Raw genomic sequence first — 16,255 nt, 5'->3', positions numbered from 1 at the left:
AGAGCCGAGCCATGCTCGGCTCAGCGCAGCCGAGCGCAGGCTCGGCTCTACAAGGCGGCAGAAGCAGAAGGGCCGGCAATGCGCCGGCCCTTGGATACCCATGAGCATGCCGGCCAACGGCCGGCACTACCGTGGGATCAGCTGTTCCCACCCAGCGGCTTCACCGGCTGCTTCTGCAGCGACAGCAGGCCCAGCAGCAGCGCCAAGGCCACGTAGGCGCCGGCAAACTGCAAACTGATGATGCGCGCCAATCCTTCCAGGTCCCACGGCAGGTAGATGCCGCCGCGCGGATCCACCGAGTGGATCAGCCCGAACAGGGTCAGTACCGCCGCCACCAGCAGGAAGCCGCAGGCACGGCGCAGGCGGCCATCGACCATCGCCGCCACCGCCGAAATCCACAGCATCGAGGTGATGATGAAGCCGTTGCCGAGGGTGAAGATCACCGCCAGCTCCGGCAGGCCGTGGCCGTCGAGCTTGGTCAGCAGCTGGGGCAGCTGATCCGGTGCGATCCAGCCGGGTGCCTTGATCGCCAGCAGGTAGGCCACCGAAGGCAGGAAACCGAACACCATCGCGCCGGTATGGTGGCGCGGCGTGGCCTGGAAGGCCTGGGTGGTGATGTCGATGGCCACGTACACGATGATCGGTGCCAGCACCGCCAGCGGCAGCCACTGCACCAGCCCGGAGATGATGCCGAGCATGCCGCCGATGCCGACGAACAGGCCGGTCAGCAGCGTATAGCCGCTGCGCGCGCCCATGTGCTTGTACGCCGGCTGGCCGATGTACGGCGTGGTCTGCGCGACGCCGCCACAGACGCCTGCCACCAGCGTAGCCACCGCTTCCACCAGCAGGATGTCGCGGGTGCGGTAGTCATCGCCGGCCGCACGCGCGCTTTCAGACACATTGATGCCGCCTACCACCATCAGCAGGCCGAACGGCAGCAGCAGCGGCAGGTAGGTCATCGCAGTGGGCAGGCCGTCGAGGAAGCCCAGCGTCGGCAGCGGCAGCACCACCTGCGGCGGCACCCACTCCGGCACATGGAATCCCGGCGCACCCAGCCCGGCCAGGCCCAGGCCGTAATACAGCACGGTGCCGAACACGAAGGCCAGCAGCACGCCCGGGCCACGCACCGGCAGCTTGCCCTTGGCGATCAGCACATACAGCAGCAGGCCCAGCGTGGTGAAGCCGACCAGCGGCGAGCGCAGCGTTTCCAGCAGCGGCAGCAGGCCCATCAGCACCAGCGCGATGCCGGCGATGGAACCCAGCAGCGCGGCACGCGGCAGCGCACGGGTGACTGCTTCACCGAAGAACGACAGCACGAACTTGAGCACGCCCATGATGACCAGCGCCGCCATGCCCAGCTGCCAGGTGGCGATGCCCGCCGCGTGCGGGTCCATGCCCTGCTGCTTGAACGCGATGAAGGCCGGGCCAAGCACCAGCAGGGCCATGCCGATGCTGGTGGGGGCATCCAGGCCGAGCGGCATGGCGGTGACGTCGTCACGGCCGCTGCGCGCGGCCAGCCGGCGTGCCATCAGGGTGTACAGCAGATTGCCTATCAGCACGCCGAAGGCCGTGCCGGGGAACATGCGGCCGAACACCACGTCGGCGGGGAACTGGAAGATCCCGACCAGGGCCATGGCGATGAAGCCGAGGATGGAGAGGTTGTCGACGACCAGGCCGAAGAAGCCGTTGAAGTCGCCGGCGACGAACCAGCGACGCGGTGCGGCGGAAGCGGGAGCGGACATGGAAGGGGCGGTGGGGGGGTGGGGAGCGCCGATGGTAGGCCCAGCGGGGCCTGGGCGCCAATTCCGCGGTGGAATGATGGGTTCCAGCCAACGGCGGGGCCCCTCATGGCTGGGCGCGGGTAGAGTCGACTGTTAGTCGACTGGCATTGCGAGTTGGGCCGGTCGGGATGGGCTGCGCAGGACACGCCGTAAACCCGTCCGTGGGGGCTCGATGGCGCCATCCATGGCGCCAACGGTCCTGCGCAGCCCATCCCGACCGGCCTCCCACAGTTTCCTGCGCGTGCCAGCCACGGAAGAGAATCAAAAGATCAAAGGCAAAGGCAGGCTCTCGTTGTAGCGCCGAGCCCATGCCCGGCTGCTGTACGCGAAACCTCCGAGCCGAGCATGGCTCGGCTCTACAGAAGATCATTCCGATCATTCTTTCGTTCATCCACGCATGGCGTGGATCTACCGTGTCGACCAAGGTCGACGCCTACCAACAGCAGCGGAAGACTGTCGAAGGCGGGGTGGGTCCGGTTGCGGGGGCGTGAGCGCCATGGATGGCGCGATCGAGCTTACATGGACGTACTTGCAGCGTCCCCCACAACCGGACCCACCCCGCCTACTCACGGCAAACCTGCTTTTGACCTTGCTTCGGCGGTTGCCGTGGTTTCGGCGGGTGCAGGGCGCAGCCCTGCATCGCCCCCCCCTACTTCTTCAGGAAGTTGTCCACCAGCAGATGCTTCACGTCATCGAAGCGACCGTTCAACACCGCCTTGGCCGCATACAGCGCAGTACCGGCGACCTGCTTGGCCTCGATCTGCGGTGGCATCACCAGCTCGGCGCGGCTGGTGTGCACGTCCAGCAATGCCGGGCCGCGCTGTGACAGGAAATCCTGCACCGCTTCCTCCAGATCCTCGCTACGGGTGACCGTGCGGCCATGGAAGCCGATCACCTCGGCCAGGCGGCCGAAGTCCGGGTTCTTCAGGTCGGTGTAGTTGTCCAGAAGGCCTTCCACCTTCTGCTCCAGCTCGACGAAGTTCAGCGAACCATTGTTGAACACCACCACCTTGATCGGCAGGTTCTCCTGCACCGCCGTCAACAGATCACCCAGCAGCATCGCCAGGCCACCATCGCCGGACAGCGAGATCACCTGCCGGCCGGGGAAGGCCTTCTGCAGCCCCAGCGCCTGCGGCATCGCGTTGGCCATCGTTCCGTGCAGCAGGCTGGTCAGCGTGCGGCGGCGGCCGTTCACGCGGATATGGCGCAGCACCCACACCATCGGCGAGCCGCCGTCGGCGGTGAACAGTGCATCCTCGGTGGCGTGCTTCGAGAGCAGCGCGGTCAGGTGCTGCGGATGGATCAATTCGCCTTCGCCCGGCTGCTCTTCCTGTTCGCGCTTCTTCAGCGCCTTGTCGCGATGCTCGATGCACTCGTCCAGGAAACTGCCGTCCTCGCGCGGCGGCAGCATTGGCAGCAATGCATCCAGCGTCGGTGCGATACCGCCGACCACGCCGAGGTTCACCGGGTGGCGGCGGCCAAGGTGGCTGCCATCGCGGTCGACCTGGATGATGGTGGCCTTGTCCGGGTAGAACTGGCCCCAGGCGAAGTCGGCGCCGAGCAGCAGCAGCGTGTCGCACGCCATCAGCGTGTGGAAACCGGATTCGATGCCGAAGATGCCGGTCATGCCCATGTTGTACGGGTTGTCCGGCTCGACGAAATCCTTCGCGCGCGAGGTATGCGCGATCGGGGCCTGCAAGCGCCGGGCCAGCTCCAGCAGCTGCGCGTGCGCGCCCTGGCAACCGGCACCGGCGTAGATGCCGATGCGCTTGCCCTGCCCCAGCAACTCAGCGATGCGCTGCAGTTCGGCGTCGGAGGGGCGCAGTACCGGCTGGGTGTAATGCACCGAGAACGGCACATCGTGCTTCACCTCGGCCTGGCTGATATCGGCCGGCAGGATCACCACCGCCACGCCACGGCGGCTGATCGCGGCCTGGCAGGCCAGGGCCACCACGCGTCGCGCCTGCTCCGGGCTGTGCACCTGCTCGCAGAACACCGTGCAGCTGCCATAGACCGACTTGAAATCCACTTCCTGCGGGAATTCCATGCCCAGCTCGCTGGTCACCACCTGGCTGGCGATCAGCACCATCGGCGCACGGTTGCGGTTGCTCTCGAACACGCCGTTGATGAAGTGCAGGCCACCGGGACCACAGGAGCCCGCACAGGCGGTCAGTTCGCCGCTCACCAGCGAATCGGCGCCGGCAGCGAACGCCGCCACTTCTTCATGGCGCACGTGCACCCAGGCGATCTCGCTGCCATGCATCGCATCGGTCACATGGTTGAGCGTATCGCCCACGATGCCGTAGCAACGGCGGACACCGGCCTGCTGCAGGGCGTCCACCACGATTTCGGCCACGCGCTTGCTCATCGGATACATCCTCGAAGGGGGGAACGTCCGAGGCTAGACCTGATGAAGTGATGCCTCCGCAAAAAAAGGGGACGGAGGGATTTAAGTCGCTTGTGCCACAAACGACTTAATTCCCTCCGTCCCCTTTCTAGTCGTTGACGTTGATCCAGCCCAGCACGTCGCCGTGCTTCGGGCTGCGATAGCGCAGCTTCACCCAGCCGTTCTGTTCATCCAGCAGTTCCACCCGATCGCCCTGCACCAGGTAACGCTTGGTGCTGGACGCACCAGGCCGGTCGAACAGGAACAGCCGCGCGGATGCCACGGTGGCCTGCTGGCCGCGCAACGGTCCATCCGGCGGTGCGCCCAGGCCATCGGCAATGGCACTCTCCAACACACGGCCGGCGGGATCATAGGTGCGCCAGACGGCCAGCGGACCCTGCTCGTCGGTTTGCTCCCACTGCAGCGCGGCGTTTACCGTATCGCCCAGCATCAGCACGCGCTCGGCGCGGTACAGATAGAGTGTCGCGCCTGCAAACCGGTACTGGTCGGTGTACCACATCGGGCCGCTGCGGCAGCTGCTGGTCAGGGTGCGGCTGGGGTGGTCGACCATCAGGCCCATCAGCTCGCCGCAGCTCTCCCTGCCGTGGGTTGCAGCCCGCAGCGCGCGGAACCCGGCACTGGCGGGATCGAACCGGTACACCGCCACCGCTTCGTTGACCATGCCGACCGGGGCGCGTGCAACCAGCTCCGGGTAACCATCGAAATCGACATCTTCGAGCGACCAGCGCGAATGGCCGTCGGCATCCGCCGCGCCGGCCAGCGTCTGCCGCTTGCCCGACGGTGACAGCTGCACCACGATGCTTCCGTCCTGCTGGGGATCGGCGTGCGCCTGCACATGCGCGGCCACCTGGAAGCGTAGCGTTTCGCCCTCGTCCTCCGCCTGCGCCGTCGGTGCCAGCGCGCCGGCCAACACCAGGCCCAGCAGGCATTCCCTGTAGTTCATCATTGCTCCCTGCGGCACCGCGGCGGCACCTTCAACTCAGAACGATACCTCGACCGGCTGCCGCGACCACAGCACCGACTGATGCCTGGTCTGCTGCTTCCACGCCAGGCGGATCGCTTCGATATCGGCGCGGCGCTGCGGGGTGTCCTCATGCAGCACCACCAGCACCTTGGTGCGCAGGCGGTTGGGCGCGGCATCGCCGCGGAACAGCCACTGGCCGTAGGCATCGAACACGGTCAGCCCATCCGGGAAGCGCGGGGTCACTTCCTTGTCCAGGAACGTGCGCCACTGCGCGTCGCTGATGGTGTCGGCCTGCGGGCGGTTGCCGGCACCCTGCTCCTCGCCCACGCCGAAGTACAGCTCACTGCGCACCCAGCCATGGCCGGCGGACGGGCGTGCGGCATCGCCCTTCAGTTCGGCGGTGGTGGCCGCATAGGCGCTGGGCGCCTGCGAAGAGAGGCTGGCACAGCCGCTGGTGGCCAGCAGCACGGCGAAGACGAGGCCAAGGTGTTTCATCGGTACAGCTCCGGGGAAGGGGACAAGGCGAGCCGGCAGCGTACAGCGCCACCGGCCCGGCGTGCTGATGCCAACCGGGCATCAGCTCCTGCCGGATCGGCAGGGGCTTGCATCGCCAGCGGTCATCACGCGAAGATAATATATCGCTTCATCCGGATGGATGTAAGTGAAACTATCTCCCCCCTTCCCCGTCGTCGTTGTTGCTGGAGCCCCCATGTCCGCCCGCCTGCCCGCGTCGCTGCTCGGCCTCGCCATCGCCCTCTCGCTTTCCTCCGCCGCCGTCCCGGCCCTGGCCCAGGACGCCACCAACCTGGACACGGTGATCGTCACCGGCACCCGTGCCGCCGACCGCACCGTGCTCGAATCCACCTCGCCGGTGGACGTGCTCACCGCCGAGGACATCCGCAAGGCCGGCGTGGTCAACGGCGAGCTGGGCAGTGCGCTGCAGGCGCTGCTGCCGTCGTTCAACTTCCCGCGCCAGTCCAACTCCGGTGGCGCCGACCATGTGCGCGCCGCGCAGCTTCGTGGCCTGTCACCGGACCAGGTGCTGGTGCTGGTCAACGGCAAGCGCCGCCACCACACTGCGCTGGTCAACACCGACAGCAAGATCGGCAAGGGCACCACCCCGGTCGATTTCAATTCGATTCCGGTCAGCGCGATCAAGCGCATTGAAGTGCTGCGCGATGGTGCCGGCGCGCTGTACGGCTCGGATGCGGTGGCCGGTGTGATCAACGTGATCCTCGACAACGGCGGCGACGGTGGCGAGATCGAGGCCAGCTACGGTGCCAACCACACCGACCTCAAGCCGATCGGCCGCACCCTCACCGATGGCCAGACCGGCAACATCAGCGCCAAGGTCGGCACCTCGCTGGGCGAAGACGGTGGCTTCCTGCGCGTCGGCCTGGAATACAAGCACCGCAACGGCACCAACCGCGCCGGCTTCGACCAGATTCCGCCGTGGGACCAGACCCCGGGCAACCTGGCACTGCAGGGCAAGCGCAACTATGTCCTGGGTGATGGCAAGAGCAAGGACATCAACCTGTGGCTGAATACCGAGATTCCGGTGGGCCAGACCTCGACGTTCTACGCGTTCGGTACCTTCAACCAGCGTGACACCGAAGGCGCCAACTACTTCCGCTATCCCGATGACGATGCCAACTGGAAGCAGGTCTATCCGAATGGCTACCGGCCGATCTCCGAAGGTGAGAACCGCGACGTGCAGGCCGTGGCCGGCGTGCGCGGGCAGTGGAGCGAATGGAGCTACGACGGCAGCCTGGACTACGGCCAGAATGACTTCACCTATCGCCTGCGTGATTCGCTCAACGCCTCGCTGGGCCCGACCAGCCCGACCCGCTTCAAGACCGCCGATTACGAATATGCGCAGACCGTGGGCAACCTAGATCTGAGCCGCGTGTTCACCCAGAACGACAGCATCAGCCACACCCTGGGCCTGGGCGTGGAAGCACGCCACGAGCGCTACCAGACCCGTCCCGGTGACCCGGCCAGCTATGCGGCCGGCCCGTACACCGACCGCCCGACCGGTTCGCAGGCCGGTGGTGGCCTGACCCCGCAGGATGCGGCGCGCCTGTCGCGCGATGTGGCCAGCGCTTATGCCAGCCTGTCCAGCCAGTTCGGCGAGAAGTTCTCCACCGACCTGGCCGCGCGCTACGAGCACAACAACGACTTCGGCGGTGAACTGACCGGCAAGCTCGGCCTGCGCTATGAGTTCACCCCGGCGTTCGCGCTGCGCGGCGCGATCTCCAACAACTTCCGCGCGCCGTCGCTGGCACAGATCGGCTACGAGTCCACCTCCACCGGCTACAACGCAGGTGGCCAGCTGGTGCAGGGCCGCCTGCTGTCAGTCAACAATCTGATCGCACGCGGCCTGGGGGCACAGAACCTGAAGCCAGAGAAATCGCTGAACACCTCGCTCGGTTTCACCAGCCGCATCGGCGAGCATTTCGACCTGTCGCTGGACTTCTTCCAGATCGACATCGATGACCGCATTGCACTGTCGGAGAGCATCACCGGCGATGCACTGACCGACTACGTGGCCGCCAACTACGGCGTCAGCGGCCTGCAGAGTGCCAGCTTCTTCGTCAACGCCGCCGACACCCGCACCCGTGGCGCCGAGCTGGTGAGCAACTGGCGCCAGTCGCTGGGCGATGGCCAGCTGCTGCTGACCGGCACCTATGCATATACCAAGACCACGCTGAAGAACGTGCTGGCCACGCCGGCCCAGCTGCAGGCGCTGGACCCGGATTATGTGCTGTTCGGAATTGAAGAGACCAACACGCTGACCGATGCCACACCGCGTACACGTGGCAGTTTCTCGGCCGCATGGAGCAACGACCACTGGTCGCTGAGCACCCGCGTGAACCGTTATGGCAGCGCCACCCGTGTGTTCAACTTCGGAGACGGCTACATCCCGCGCCAGACCTACCAGGCCGAGTGGCAGCTGGATGCGGAAGTCGAATACCGCATCACCCCGCAGTGGAGCGTGGCCATCGGCGGGCAGAACCTGACCGACAACTACCCGGATCGATCCAACAGCGATATCCACTACTTCGGCAACCTGCCCTACGACGTGCTGTCGCCGATCGGCAGCAATGGCGCGTACTACTACGGCCGCGTCCGCTATACCTTCTGATTGCTCTGGGTGTAATTGCCTTGGGTGGGTGCGGACCGTTGGTCCGCACTGCCTGGGTTCAATGCAGGCTGACCCTTTATGCCGACCAACGGTCGGCACCCACCGAAGCAAGGCCGTAGCCTGCCCTCGACCCCACGTACACGCCCACGCTGGCAAGCTGGGCTTCATGGCTGAACCGCTCCCCCTGCGTCCGCCGCCGCCATTGCTGGATGACGCCTGCGCGTTGTTCCTCGATGTCGACGGCACCCTGATTGAATTCGCTGCACGCCCGGATGCCGTGCAGCTGCTGCCGGATGTGCGCGAAGCCATCGGCCGCATCAGCGACCGCCTGGAAGGTGCCGTGGCACTGGTCAGTGGTCGCCCGCTCGAACAGCTGGATCAACTGTTCGCTCCGCTGCAACTGCCTGCTGCGGGCCTGCATGGCCATGAACTGCGTGGGCAGGATGGCCGCGTACTGCGCGACGAACACGACGACGACACCGCCGAATGGCTGCACGCACTGCACCAGCAGGCGATGCGCTTCGCCCACGGCCATCCCGGCGTGCTGGTGGAAGACAAGGGTGTCGGCCTGGCCCTGCACTGGCGCGGCGCGCCGCATGCAGCCAGGGACGTCCGCGCCTTCGCCGACCGCCACGTGCGGGGCCGTGCCAGCTACCGCCTGCAACCCGGCGACCATGTAGTCGAATTCGTGCCCGTCGGCACCGACAAGGGCCGTGCGGTGCTTCGGATGATGCAGTACCTGCCCTTCCGCGGTCGCCTGCCGGTGTTCCTCGGCGATGACCTGACCGATGAGTTCGGCTTCGATGCCGCCAACGGCCAGCATGGCTGGAGCGTGCTGGTGGGTGAACGTGAACCCAGCGCGGCGGTGTTCGCGCTGCCCGACATACGCAGCGTGCACGCCTGGCTGCGTGAGAATGCCTATTGACCCGGCCAACCCCCACGGCCGCAACCGAGATGTACCGCGTGATGACCCAACCCGATCTTGATCTGGGCGTGGTCGGCAACGGCAGCTTCGGCGCCCTGGTCGACAAACGTGCCCGCGTTGTCTGGAGCTGCCTGCCCACCTTCGACGGCGACCCTACCTTCTGCGCGCTGCTCGGCCCCAACCAGCAGACCGGTGGCGACTTCGCCATCGAGCTGGAAGACTTCGTCAGCAGCGAGCAGGAATACCTGACCAACACGGCGATCCTGCGCACCGTCCTGCGCGACGCGCACGGCGGCGAACTGGAAATCCTCGACTTCGCCCCACGCTGGCGCCAGAACGACCGTTTCTACCGCCCGGTCAGCCTGATCCGCCAGGTGCGTCCGCTGGCTGGCAGCCCGCGCATCACCGTACGCGCACGCCCGCTGGCGGACTGGGGCGCGCGCGTTCCGGAATCCACCTGGGGCAGCAACCATGTGCGCTGGGTGCTGCCCGAACACGTGCTGCGGCTGACCACCGACGTGCCGGTGCGCTTCGTGCGCGACGGCCTGCCGTTCGTGCTCAACCATCCCATCCACCTGATCCTGGGCGTGGATGAATCGCTCAACCGTTCGATCAGCGGCTATGTGCAGGAGGCCTTCCAGCGTACCCGCGATTACTGGCGCGAATGGGTGCGCTACCTGTCCATTCCCCTGGAATGGCAGGACGCGGTGATCCGCAGTGCGATCACGCTGAAGCTGTGCCAGTACGAGGACAGCGGCGCGATCATCGCGGCGATGACCACCTCCATTCCTGAAGCCCCCGGCAGCGTGCGCAACTGGGATTACCGCTACTGCTGGCTGCGTGATGCCGCGTTCGTGGTGCGTGCATTGAACCGCCTCGGCGCCACGCGCACGATGGAACAGTTCCTCGGCTACATCTTCAACCTGGCCACCACCGACGGCACGCTGCAACCGCTGTACGGCATCGGCTTCGAAGCCAAGCTGGACGAGGATGAGGTCCCCAGCCTGTCCGGCTACCGCGGCATGGGCCCGGTAAGGCGCGGCAACCTGGCCTGGGTGCAGCGCCAGCACGATGTCTACGGCAGCGTCGTGCTGGCGTCCACGCAGCTGTTCTTCGACCGGCGCCTGCAGGACCCGGGTGATGCGCACACCTTCGCCCGCCTCGAACCCCTCGGCGAGCAGGCCTTCGCCCTGCACGACGTACCCGATGCCGGCCTGTGGGAGTTCCGCGGCCGCACCGAGGTGCACACCTACACCAGCGCGATGTGCTGGGCCGCCTGTGACCGCCTGTGCAAGATCGCCGTGCGGCTGAAGCGCGACGACCGCGCCCACTACTGGCGCACACGTGCCGACACCATCCACGCGCGCATCATGGCCGAATCCTGGAGCGAAGAGCTGGGCCACTTCACCGATACCTTCGGTGGCCATCGCCTGGACGCCTCGCTGCTGCTGCTGGCCGACATCGGCTTCATCGACGCGATGGACGCCCGCTTCATCGCCACCGTCGAAGCCATCGGCCGTGACCTCAAGCATGGCAATTCGCTGTACCGCTATGTCGCTCCGGATGACTTCGGTGAGCCGGAAACCAGCTTCACCATCTGCACGTTCTGGTACATCGATGCACTGGCGGCGATCGGGCGCCTGGACGAGGCGCGCGAGATGTTCGAACTGCTGCTGAAGCAGCGCAATCACCTGGGCCTGCTGTCGGAGGATCTGGCCTTCGACACCGGCGAGGCCTGGGGTAACTTCCCGCAGACCTATTCGCATGTCGGCCTGATCACCGCCGCGATGCGCCTGTCGCGGTCCTGGCAGGAGGCATCGTGAGTCGTCTGGTCGTGGTATCAAATCGTGTGGCCGTGCCCGGCGAGAACCGCGCAGGCGGCCTGGCGGTCGGCCTGCTGGCCGCCCTGAAGGAGCGCGGCGGCCTGTGGTTCGGCTGGAGCGGCAAGACTGTAAAGGAAGGCAGCGGCACGCTGCACCGGCAGAAGGACGGTGACATCGACTACGTCACCATGGACCTGAGCAAGCGCGAAGTCGATGGCTACTACAATGGTTTCGCCAACCGCACGCTGTGGCCACTGCTGCACTTCCGGCTGGACCTGGTCGACTACGACCGCGGCACCCGCGAGACCTACCACAAGGTCAATGCGCTGTTCGCCGACAAGCTCGCGCCATTGCTGCGCGAGGACGACATCGTCTGGATCCACGACTACCACCTGATCCCGCTCGGCGCACTGCTGCGCGAGCGCGGCATCGGCTGCCGCATCGGCTTCTTCCTGCACATCCCGATGCCGTCGGCCGACCTGCTGCAGGCCATGCCCGATCATCTGCGGTTGTTCTCCGCGCTGTACGCCTACGACCTGGTCGGCTTCCAGACCCAGCGCGACGCCGATCGCTTCCAGACCTACCTGCGCCTGTTCGGTGGTGGCCGCGTGCTCGACAACGGTGAGCTGGAAGCACCCGGTGGGCGCCGATTCCGCGCGGCGGCCTTCCCGATCGGCATCGACACCGACCTGATCGCGCGCCAGGCCGGCACCGCCGCGACCAAGGCCGCAGTGAAGAACCTGCGCAGCAGCCTGCGGGACCGCCAGCTGGCGATCGGCGTGGATCGCCTGGATTACTCCAAGGGCCTGCCCGAACGCTTCCTCGGCTTCGAGCGCTACCTGCAGCGCCACCCCGACCAGCGCGGCTCGCTCACCTACCTGCAGATCGCGCCAGTCTCGCGCGGCGATGTCACCGAGTACCGGCAGCTGCGCAGCCAACTGGAACAGATCGCCGGCCACATCAACGGTGGCCACGCCGAGCCGGACTGGACGCCGCTGCGCTACGTCAACCAGAACTTCACCCATGCCACGCTCACCGGCTTCTACCGAGCGGCGGCGGTCGGGCTGGTCACGCCGCTGCGCGATGGCATGAACCTGGTGGCCAAGGAATACGTGGCCTCGCAGGACCCGGAGGATCCCGGCGTGCTGGTGCTGTCACTGTTGGCCGGCGCCGCCGACGAACTGAAGCAGGCACTGCTGGTGAACCCGCACGACCTCGACGGCGTGGCCGATGCGATCGCCACCGCGGCGACGATGTCGCTGAGCAGGCGCAAGGAACGCTGGCACGCGATGATGGAACATCTGCGCACCTACGACATCAACCACTGGCGCCGCAGCTACCTCGACGCACTCGAAGGCTGAAGAAAAAGGGGACGGAGGGGATTAAGTCGTTTGTGCACAAACGACTTAATCCCCTCCGTCCCCTTTTTCGTCAATCCAGGAACCGCGCGGCCTGTTCCGGTGCGGGTAGATGGCAGGTGTCATGCCGACCGAACCAGCGGTAACGGTTGCGTGCCAGCGCGCGATACGCCGCATCACGCCAGCCGCGCGGCACGAGCCGCAGCACGCCGGCCAGGCGCCAAGCGCCGCCCAGCCCCGCAAGTACGCGCAGGATCGCATCGGTATCGGTCCAGGCACCCTGTGCGTCCAGCAGCAGGAACGACATCGGGTCCTGCGGATCCAGCCCGTGCGCGCGCAGCATCGCGCTGCCCTTCTGCCCCTGCATCGCTGCAAAGCGGTAGCGCCCCCTGCGGTCGAAACGCAGCAGGAACCGCACCCAGCGGTTGCACAGTGCGCACACGCCATCGAACACGATCACCGCGCTGCCCGCCTCGGCGGCAGCGTCACCGCGGTTCGAGCCAACCTTCATAGCGGATCAGGGCTCCGGCCCAGGGCAGCGTCACATCGACCAGGAAAGTGTAGCGCTCGCCCTGCCAGGCTTCACGGCAGCGCACACCGCCGAACCAACGCGTCGGCAGCGGCAGCAGCCCGAACGCCCAGACCCGGCGCACCGACCAGTCGATACCACCGTCGCGGGCCTGCAGCACGAACTCGAAGCGCACCGCGCCCAGCTGCTCGCGCAGATGCCCGTCGTGCGCCCACAGCCGCGACACCATTGGCCAGCGGCCGAACCGCCGCGCCCACTGCTCGCCCTGCCGGTAGCGGTTGAACACCACCTCGGTGGGCAGCGCGTCACCGTCCTGTGGCAACCGCGCCAACGCAGCCAGCAGCGGCACCAGCCAGTGCCGCCCCCTCACGATACGCGCCCGCCCCACGTAGCGGCAGGGCAACGGCGCGGCATGCAGCGCCTGCACCGGTCCTGCCAGGGTGACGAAGGCCGGCCCCAGCACACGCGCGAACAGCGGCGGAGTCAGGGCGCGATCCAGGCCAGGGTCGCCATGCGCCCGGTGCGACGATCGCGCCGATGCGAATACAGGTCCGGGTCGGCCATCGTCGACACCGTGCCGCCATACACCTGTGCCGGGTCCATCCCCGCAGACTGCAGGCGCTGCCGCGCCAGCGCGAACAGGTCCACCTTCCAGTGTCCGGGACGGGTCGCGACGAACGCCCGCTCAGCAGCGGGATCATGGCCGACGAAGGCGTGATAGACCTCCTCGCCGATCTCATAGTCGGACGGCCCGGCGGCCGGGCCCAACCAGGCCCGCAGCTGCGCCGGCGGCGTCTGCAGGGCGGCCACCGTGGCCTCCAGCATGCCGTCGGCCAGCCCCCGCCAGCCGGCATGGGCCGCGCCCACCTCGCTGCCGTCCGCGGCGGCGAACACCACCGGCAGGCAGTCGGCGGTCAGGATCGCCAGCACCACGCCCGGCACCGAGGTTACCGCCGCGTCGGCCACCGGCTCGCTCGCGCCGGGCACCGGCGGTGCATCGAAGCGCAGCACGGTGCTGCTGTGCACCTGGCGCAGCCAGTGCGGTGCCGAGGGCAGTGCCAACCCCTGCTGCAGCAGCTGGCGGTTGTGCTCCACGTTGGCCGGGGTATCACCATCGGCCGCGTGCCGGTTGCCCAGGTTGAACTGCGCGAACGGCGCCGGCGAGATGCCCGCACCGTGCCGGCGCGTGGTCAGCGCATGGACGCCTTCGGGCGCCGGCCACTCGGCCTGCAGCAACGGCAGCGCGGCCGCCATCACCAGCGGTCCCGCTCGCGGGCGGCGAAGGCTTCGCTGTCTTCGCGCAGCACCTTCAGCAGGTGCAGCATGTCCTCCGGCACCGGCGCGGTGTTGCGCACCGGTTCACCGGTGATCGGGTGCGTGAACTCCAGGGTCTCGGCGTGCAGGGCCTGGCGCTTGAAGCCGCGCAGCGCGGCCACCAGCTCGTCGCTGGCGCCCTTGGGCAGCTTCAGCGCGCCGCCATACAGCGGGTCGCCGATGATCGGATGGCGCACGTGCGCCATGTGCACGCGGATCTGGTGGGTACGGCCGGTTTCCAGGCGGCACTCCAGCGCGGTGTGTGCCCGGAAGCGCTCGCGCAGGCGGTAGTGGGTCACCGCTTCCTTGCCGTCCTCACGCACCGCCATCTTCAGGCGGTCGCGCGGGTGGCGGTCGATCGGGGCATCGGCAGTACCACCGGCCACCAGTGCGCCCATCACGATGGCCAGGTACTGACGGTGCACGTCACGTGCCGCCAGCTGCTCGACCAGCGCGGTCTGCGCTTCCAGGGTCTTGGCCACCACCATCACGCCGCTGGTGTCCTTGTCCAGGCGGTGCACGATGCCGGCGCGCGGCAGCACCGCCACCGACGGATCGCGGAACAGCAGCGCGTTGACCAGGGTGCCGCTGTGGTTGCCGGCCCCCGGATGGACCACCAGGCCCACCGGCTTGTTGATCACCAGCAGGTGCTCGTCCTCGAACAGCACGTCCAGCGGGATGTCCTCCGGCTGGGCGTCGGTCTGGGTTTCCAGCACCGCGTTGAGGGTCACCACCTCGCCGCCACGCAGCGGATCGCGCGGGCGCACCTGGGCACCGTCCAGCAGGACCTCACCGGCCTTGATCCACTCGGTCAACCGCGAGCGCGAGTATTCGGGGAACAGTTCGGCCACGACCGCGTCGAAACGACGGCCCGCAGCGGTGTCGGGGACGATGGCCTGGCGGGCCGATTCAGAGGGTTGTTCAGACATGGCAGGGGGCATTCTTTGAAATTTTGGGGTCCCGGCGGCCGGTTTCAGTCGCTGGACAGGACACTAGGCTATCATCGACCCTTCGTATTCCAGCCGCGTCCCGCCTCGACCCCATGATCCGACGCTCCGCCATGCTCTCCGCGCCCGTCCGCCTCACCGCCCTGCTGCTGGTGCTGGTCATCGCCGCAACCGGCTGCCATCGCGGCGCCAAGAAGGGTGATCGCCCCGATGAAGGCGTGCCGGTCGAACAGCTGTACGAGAAAAGCCACAAGCTGATGCAGGGCGGCAACTGGAGCGGCGCCGAAGCCAGCTTCCGCCGCCTGGTGGCCCAGTATCCGTACGGTCCGTACACCGAGCAGGCGATGATCGAAACCGCCTACGCCCAGTACAAGGCCGGCAAGCACGATGACGCGGTGTCCAGCATCGACCGCTTCATCCGTACCTACCCGACCCACCGCAACATTGCCTATCTGTACTACCTGCGCGGCCTGGCCAACTCCAACCGCAGTACGGTTTTCCTGCGCCGCGTATGGTCGCTGGATGCCAGCCGCCGCGACCTGTCCACGCCGCACCAGGCGTACTCGGACTTCAACATCGTGGTTGATCGTTACCCGAACAGCCGCTACGCCGCCGATGCGCGCCAGCGCATGCTGGAGCTGCGTGACGTGTTCGCCCAGCACGAGCTGGACAACGCCCTGTACTACATGCGCCGCGGCGCCTGGGTCTCGGCCGCCGGCCGCGCCAACTACCTGCTGGAGACCTATCCGCAGAGCGCGTTCCAGTACGATGCCGTCGCCGTCCTGGCCGATTCCTACACCCACCTGGGCAACAAGACCCTGGCCGACGACGCCCGCCGCGTCCTGCAGCTGAACCAGCCGGACCACCCGTGGCTGGAAGGCAAGTGGCCGAAGTACCCCTGGATGATCCGCAAGCTGAACCCGTTCGCCGGCGAGAAGTCCGCCAGCACCGGCCAGCGCAACGCGCGACTGGAAAAGAAGTAAAAGAAGGCCCCGAAAAGGGGCCTTTTCTTTGTCGGCAGATCCACGCCATGCGTGGAGGGTTCGTGCGCCCATGGACCAC

13 protein-coding genes are annotated in these 16,255 nt (G+C 67.2%); 5 read left to right on the top strand and 8 right to left on the bottom strand.

Annotation, left to right across the window (positions count from 1 at the left end; all coding sequences use genetic code 11):
- Positions 1–137: 137 nt before the first annotated feature.
- The 4 genes from ACM0PY_RS18510 to ACM0PY_RS18495 form a co-directional block, all read right to left on the bottom strand.
- Entirely contained in the window at positions 138–1,742 is a 1,605-nt protein-coding gene (locus tag ACM0PY_RS18510; RefSeq protein ID WP_088497235.1) for a SulP family inorganic anion transporter, read from the bottom strand.
- A gap of 688 nt (positions 1,743–2,430) precedes the next feature.
- On the bottom strand, positions 2,431–4,149 hold the full coding sequence (locus tag ACM0PY_RS18505; RefSeq protein WP_134972218.1) for a thiamine pyrophosphate-dependent enzyme: 1,719 nt from the start codon (positions 4,147–4,149) through the stop codon (positions 2,431–2,433).
- Between the two features lie 127 nt (positions 4,150–4,276).
- Entirely contained in the window at positions 4,277–5,131 is an 855-nt protein-coding gene (locus ACM0PY_RS18500) for an SH3 domain-containing protein (protein ID WP_134972219.1), read from the bottom strand.
- A 36-nt stretch (positions 5,132–5,167) separates the two neighbouring features.
- Positions 5,168–5,647 (bottom strand): DUF3574 domain-containing protein, encoded by a 480-nt coding sequence (locus ACM0PY_RS18495; RefSeq protein ID WP_134972220.1) that lies wholly within the window; start codon positions 5,645–5,647, stop codon positions 5,168–5,170.
- Positions 5,648–5,861: 214 nt separating this feature from the next.
- Here ACM0PY_RS18495 and ACM0PY_RS18490 point away from each other — a divergent pair, with 214 nt between their 5' ends.
- The 4 genes from ACM0PY_RS18490 (at position 5,862) to otsA (ending at position 12,406) form a co-directional block, all read left to right on the top strand.
- Positions 5,862–8,297 (top strand): TonB-dependent receptor plug domain-containing protein, encoded by a 2,436-nt coding sequence (locus tag ACM0PY_RS18490; RefSeq protein ID WP_414609403.1) that lies wholly within the window; start codon positions 5,862–5,864, stop codon positions 8,295–8,297.
- A gap of 166 nt (positions 8,298–8,463) precedes the next feature.
- A complete protein-coding gene (gene otsB, locus ACM0PY_RS18485) occupies positions 8,464–9,222 on the top strand; it encodes a trehalose-phosphatase (RefSeq protein WP_061480563.1) in 759 nt (252 codons plus the stop codon).
- Between the two features lie 41 nt (positions 9,223–9,263).
- Positions 9,264–11,045, top strand: a complete 1,782-nt coding sequence (locus ACM0PY_RS18480) for a glycoside hydrolase family 15 protein (protein ID WP_134972222.1) — start codon at positions 9,264–9,266, stop codon at positions 11,043–11,045.
- Positions 11,042–12,406 (top strand): alpha,alpha-trehalose-phosphate synthase (UDP-forming), encoded by a 1,365-nt coding sequence (gene otsA / locus ACM0PY_RS18475; protein WP_065178921.1) that lies wholly within the window; start codon positions 11,042–11,044, stop codon positions 12,404–12,406. Before ACM0PY_RS18480 ends, otsA begins: the two co-directional genes overlap by 4 nt.
- A gap of 70 nt (positions 12,407–12,476) precedes the next feature.
- On the opposite strand, the gene ACM0PY_RS18470 is transcribed toward otsA, so the two are convergent.
- From ACM0PY_RS18470 to rluD, 4 genes are read right to left on the bottom strand one after another with little or no spacing between them, the layout of a single operon-like run.
- Positions 12,477–12,914, bottom strand: coding sequence for a thiol-disulfide oxidoreductase DCC family protein (locus tag ACM0PY_RS18470; RefSeq protein WP_072167650.1), 438 nt, complete (start codon positions 12,912–12,914; stop codon positions 12,477–12,479).
- Complete coding sequence (locus ACM0PY_RS18465; protein ID WP_111202048.1) at positions 12,889–13,395, bottom strand: DUF4166 domain-containing protein; 507 nt, start codon at positions 13,393–13,395, stop codon at positions 12,889–12,891. The genes ACM0PY_RS18470 and ACM0PY_RS18465 overlap by 26 nt, the downstream gene beginning before the upstream one ends.
- Positions 13,396–13,415: 20 nt before the next feature.
- Complete coding sequence (pgeF, locus tag ACM0PY_RS18460; RefSeq protein WP_180886146.1) at positions 13,416–14,186, bottom strand: peptidoglycan editing factor PgeF; 771 nt, start codon at positions 14,184–14,186, stop codon at positions 13,416–13,418.
- Positions 14,186–15,175, bottom strand: a complete 990-nt coding sequence (gene rluD / locus ACM0PY_RS18455; RefSeq protein WP_080376926.1) for a 23S rRNA pseudouridine(1911/1915/1917) synthase RluD — start codon at positions 15,173–15,175, stop codon at positions 14,186–14,188. The genes pgeF and rluD overlap by 1 nt, the downstream gene beginning before the upstream one ends.
- Positions 15,176–15,288: 113 nt before the next feature.
- Here rluD and ACM0PY_RS18450 point away from each other — a divergent pair, with 113 nt between their 5' ends.
- On the top strand, positions 15,289–16,176 hold the full coding sequence (locus tag ACM0PY_RS18450; protein WP_026347042.1) for an outer membrane protein assembly factor BamD: 888 nt from the start codon (positions 15,289–15,291) through the stop codon (positions 16,174–16,176).
- Positions 16,177–16,255: the final 79 nt, after the last annotated feature.

The organism is Stenotrophomonas sp. BR163 (assembly GCF_047520985.2).
Lineage (GTDB): Bacteria > Pseudomonadota > Gammaproteobacteria > Xanthomonadales > Xanthomonadaceae > Stenotrophomonas > Stenotrophomonas sepilia.
This window is presented reverse-complemented; position numbering and strand designations above follow the sequence as displayed.

Excerpts from the sequence above, each read along its gene's own strand:
- ACM0PY_RS18495 (WP_134972220.1), bottom strand. The coding sequence starts at position 5,647 with ATGAAACACCTTGGCCTCGTCTTCGCCGTGCTGCTGGCCACCAGCGGC.
- otsB (WP_061480563.1), top strand. The coding sequence starts at position 8,464 with ATGGCTGAACCGCTCCCCCTGCGTCCGCCGCCGCCATTGCTGGATGAC.
- ACM0PY_RS18505 (WP_134972218.1), bottom strand. The coding sequence starts at position 4,149 with ATGAGCAAGCGCGTGGCCGAAATCGTGGTGGACGCCCTGCAGCAGGCC.
- ACM0PY_RS18470 (WP_072167650.1), bottom strand. The coding sequence starts at position 12,914 with ATGAAGGTTGGCTCGAACCGCGGTGACGCTGCCGCCGAGGCGGGCAGC.
- ACM0PY_RS18500 (WP_134972219.1), bottom strand. The coding sequence starts at position 5,131 with ATGAACTACAGGGAATGCCTGCTGGGCCTGGTGTTGGCCGGCGCGCTG.
- ACM0PY_RS18450 (WP_026347042.1), top strand. The coding sequence starts at position 15,289 with ATGATCCGACGCTCCGCCATGCTCTCCGCGCCCGTCCGCCTCACCGCC.
- ACM0PY_RS18510 (WP_088497235.1), bottom strand. The coding sequence starts at position 1,742 with ATGTCCGCTCCCGCTTCCGCCGCACCGCGTCGCTGGTTCGTCGCCGGC.
- pgeF (WP_180886146.1), bottom strand. The coding sequence starts at position 14,186 with ATGGCGGCCGCGCTGCCGTTGCTGCAGGCCGAGTGGCCGGCGCCCGAA.
- rluD (WP_080376926.1), bottom strand. The coding sequence starts at position 15,175 with ATGTCTGAACAACCCTCTGAATCGGCCCGCCAGGCCATCGTCCCCGAC.
- ACM0PY_RS18480 (WP_134972222.1), top strand. The coding sequence starts at position 9,264 with ATGACCCAACCCGATCTTGATCTGGGCGTGGTCGGCAACGGCAGCTTC.
- ACM0PY_RS18490 (WP_414609403.1), top strand. The coding sequence starts at position 5,862 with ATGTCCGCCCGCCTGCCCGCGTCGCTGCTCGGCCTCGCCATCGCCCTC.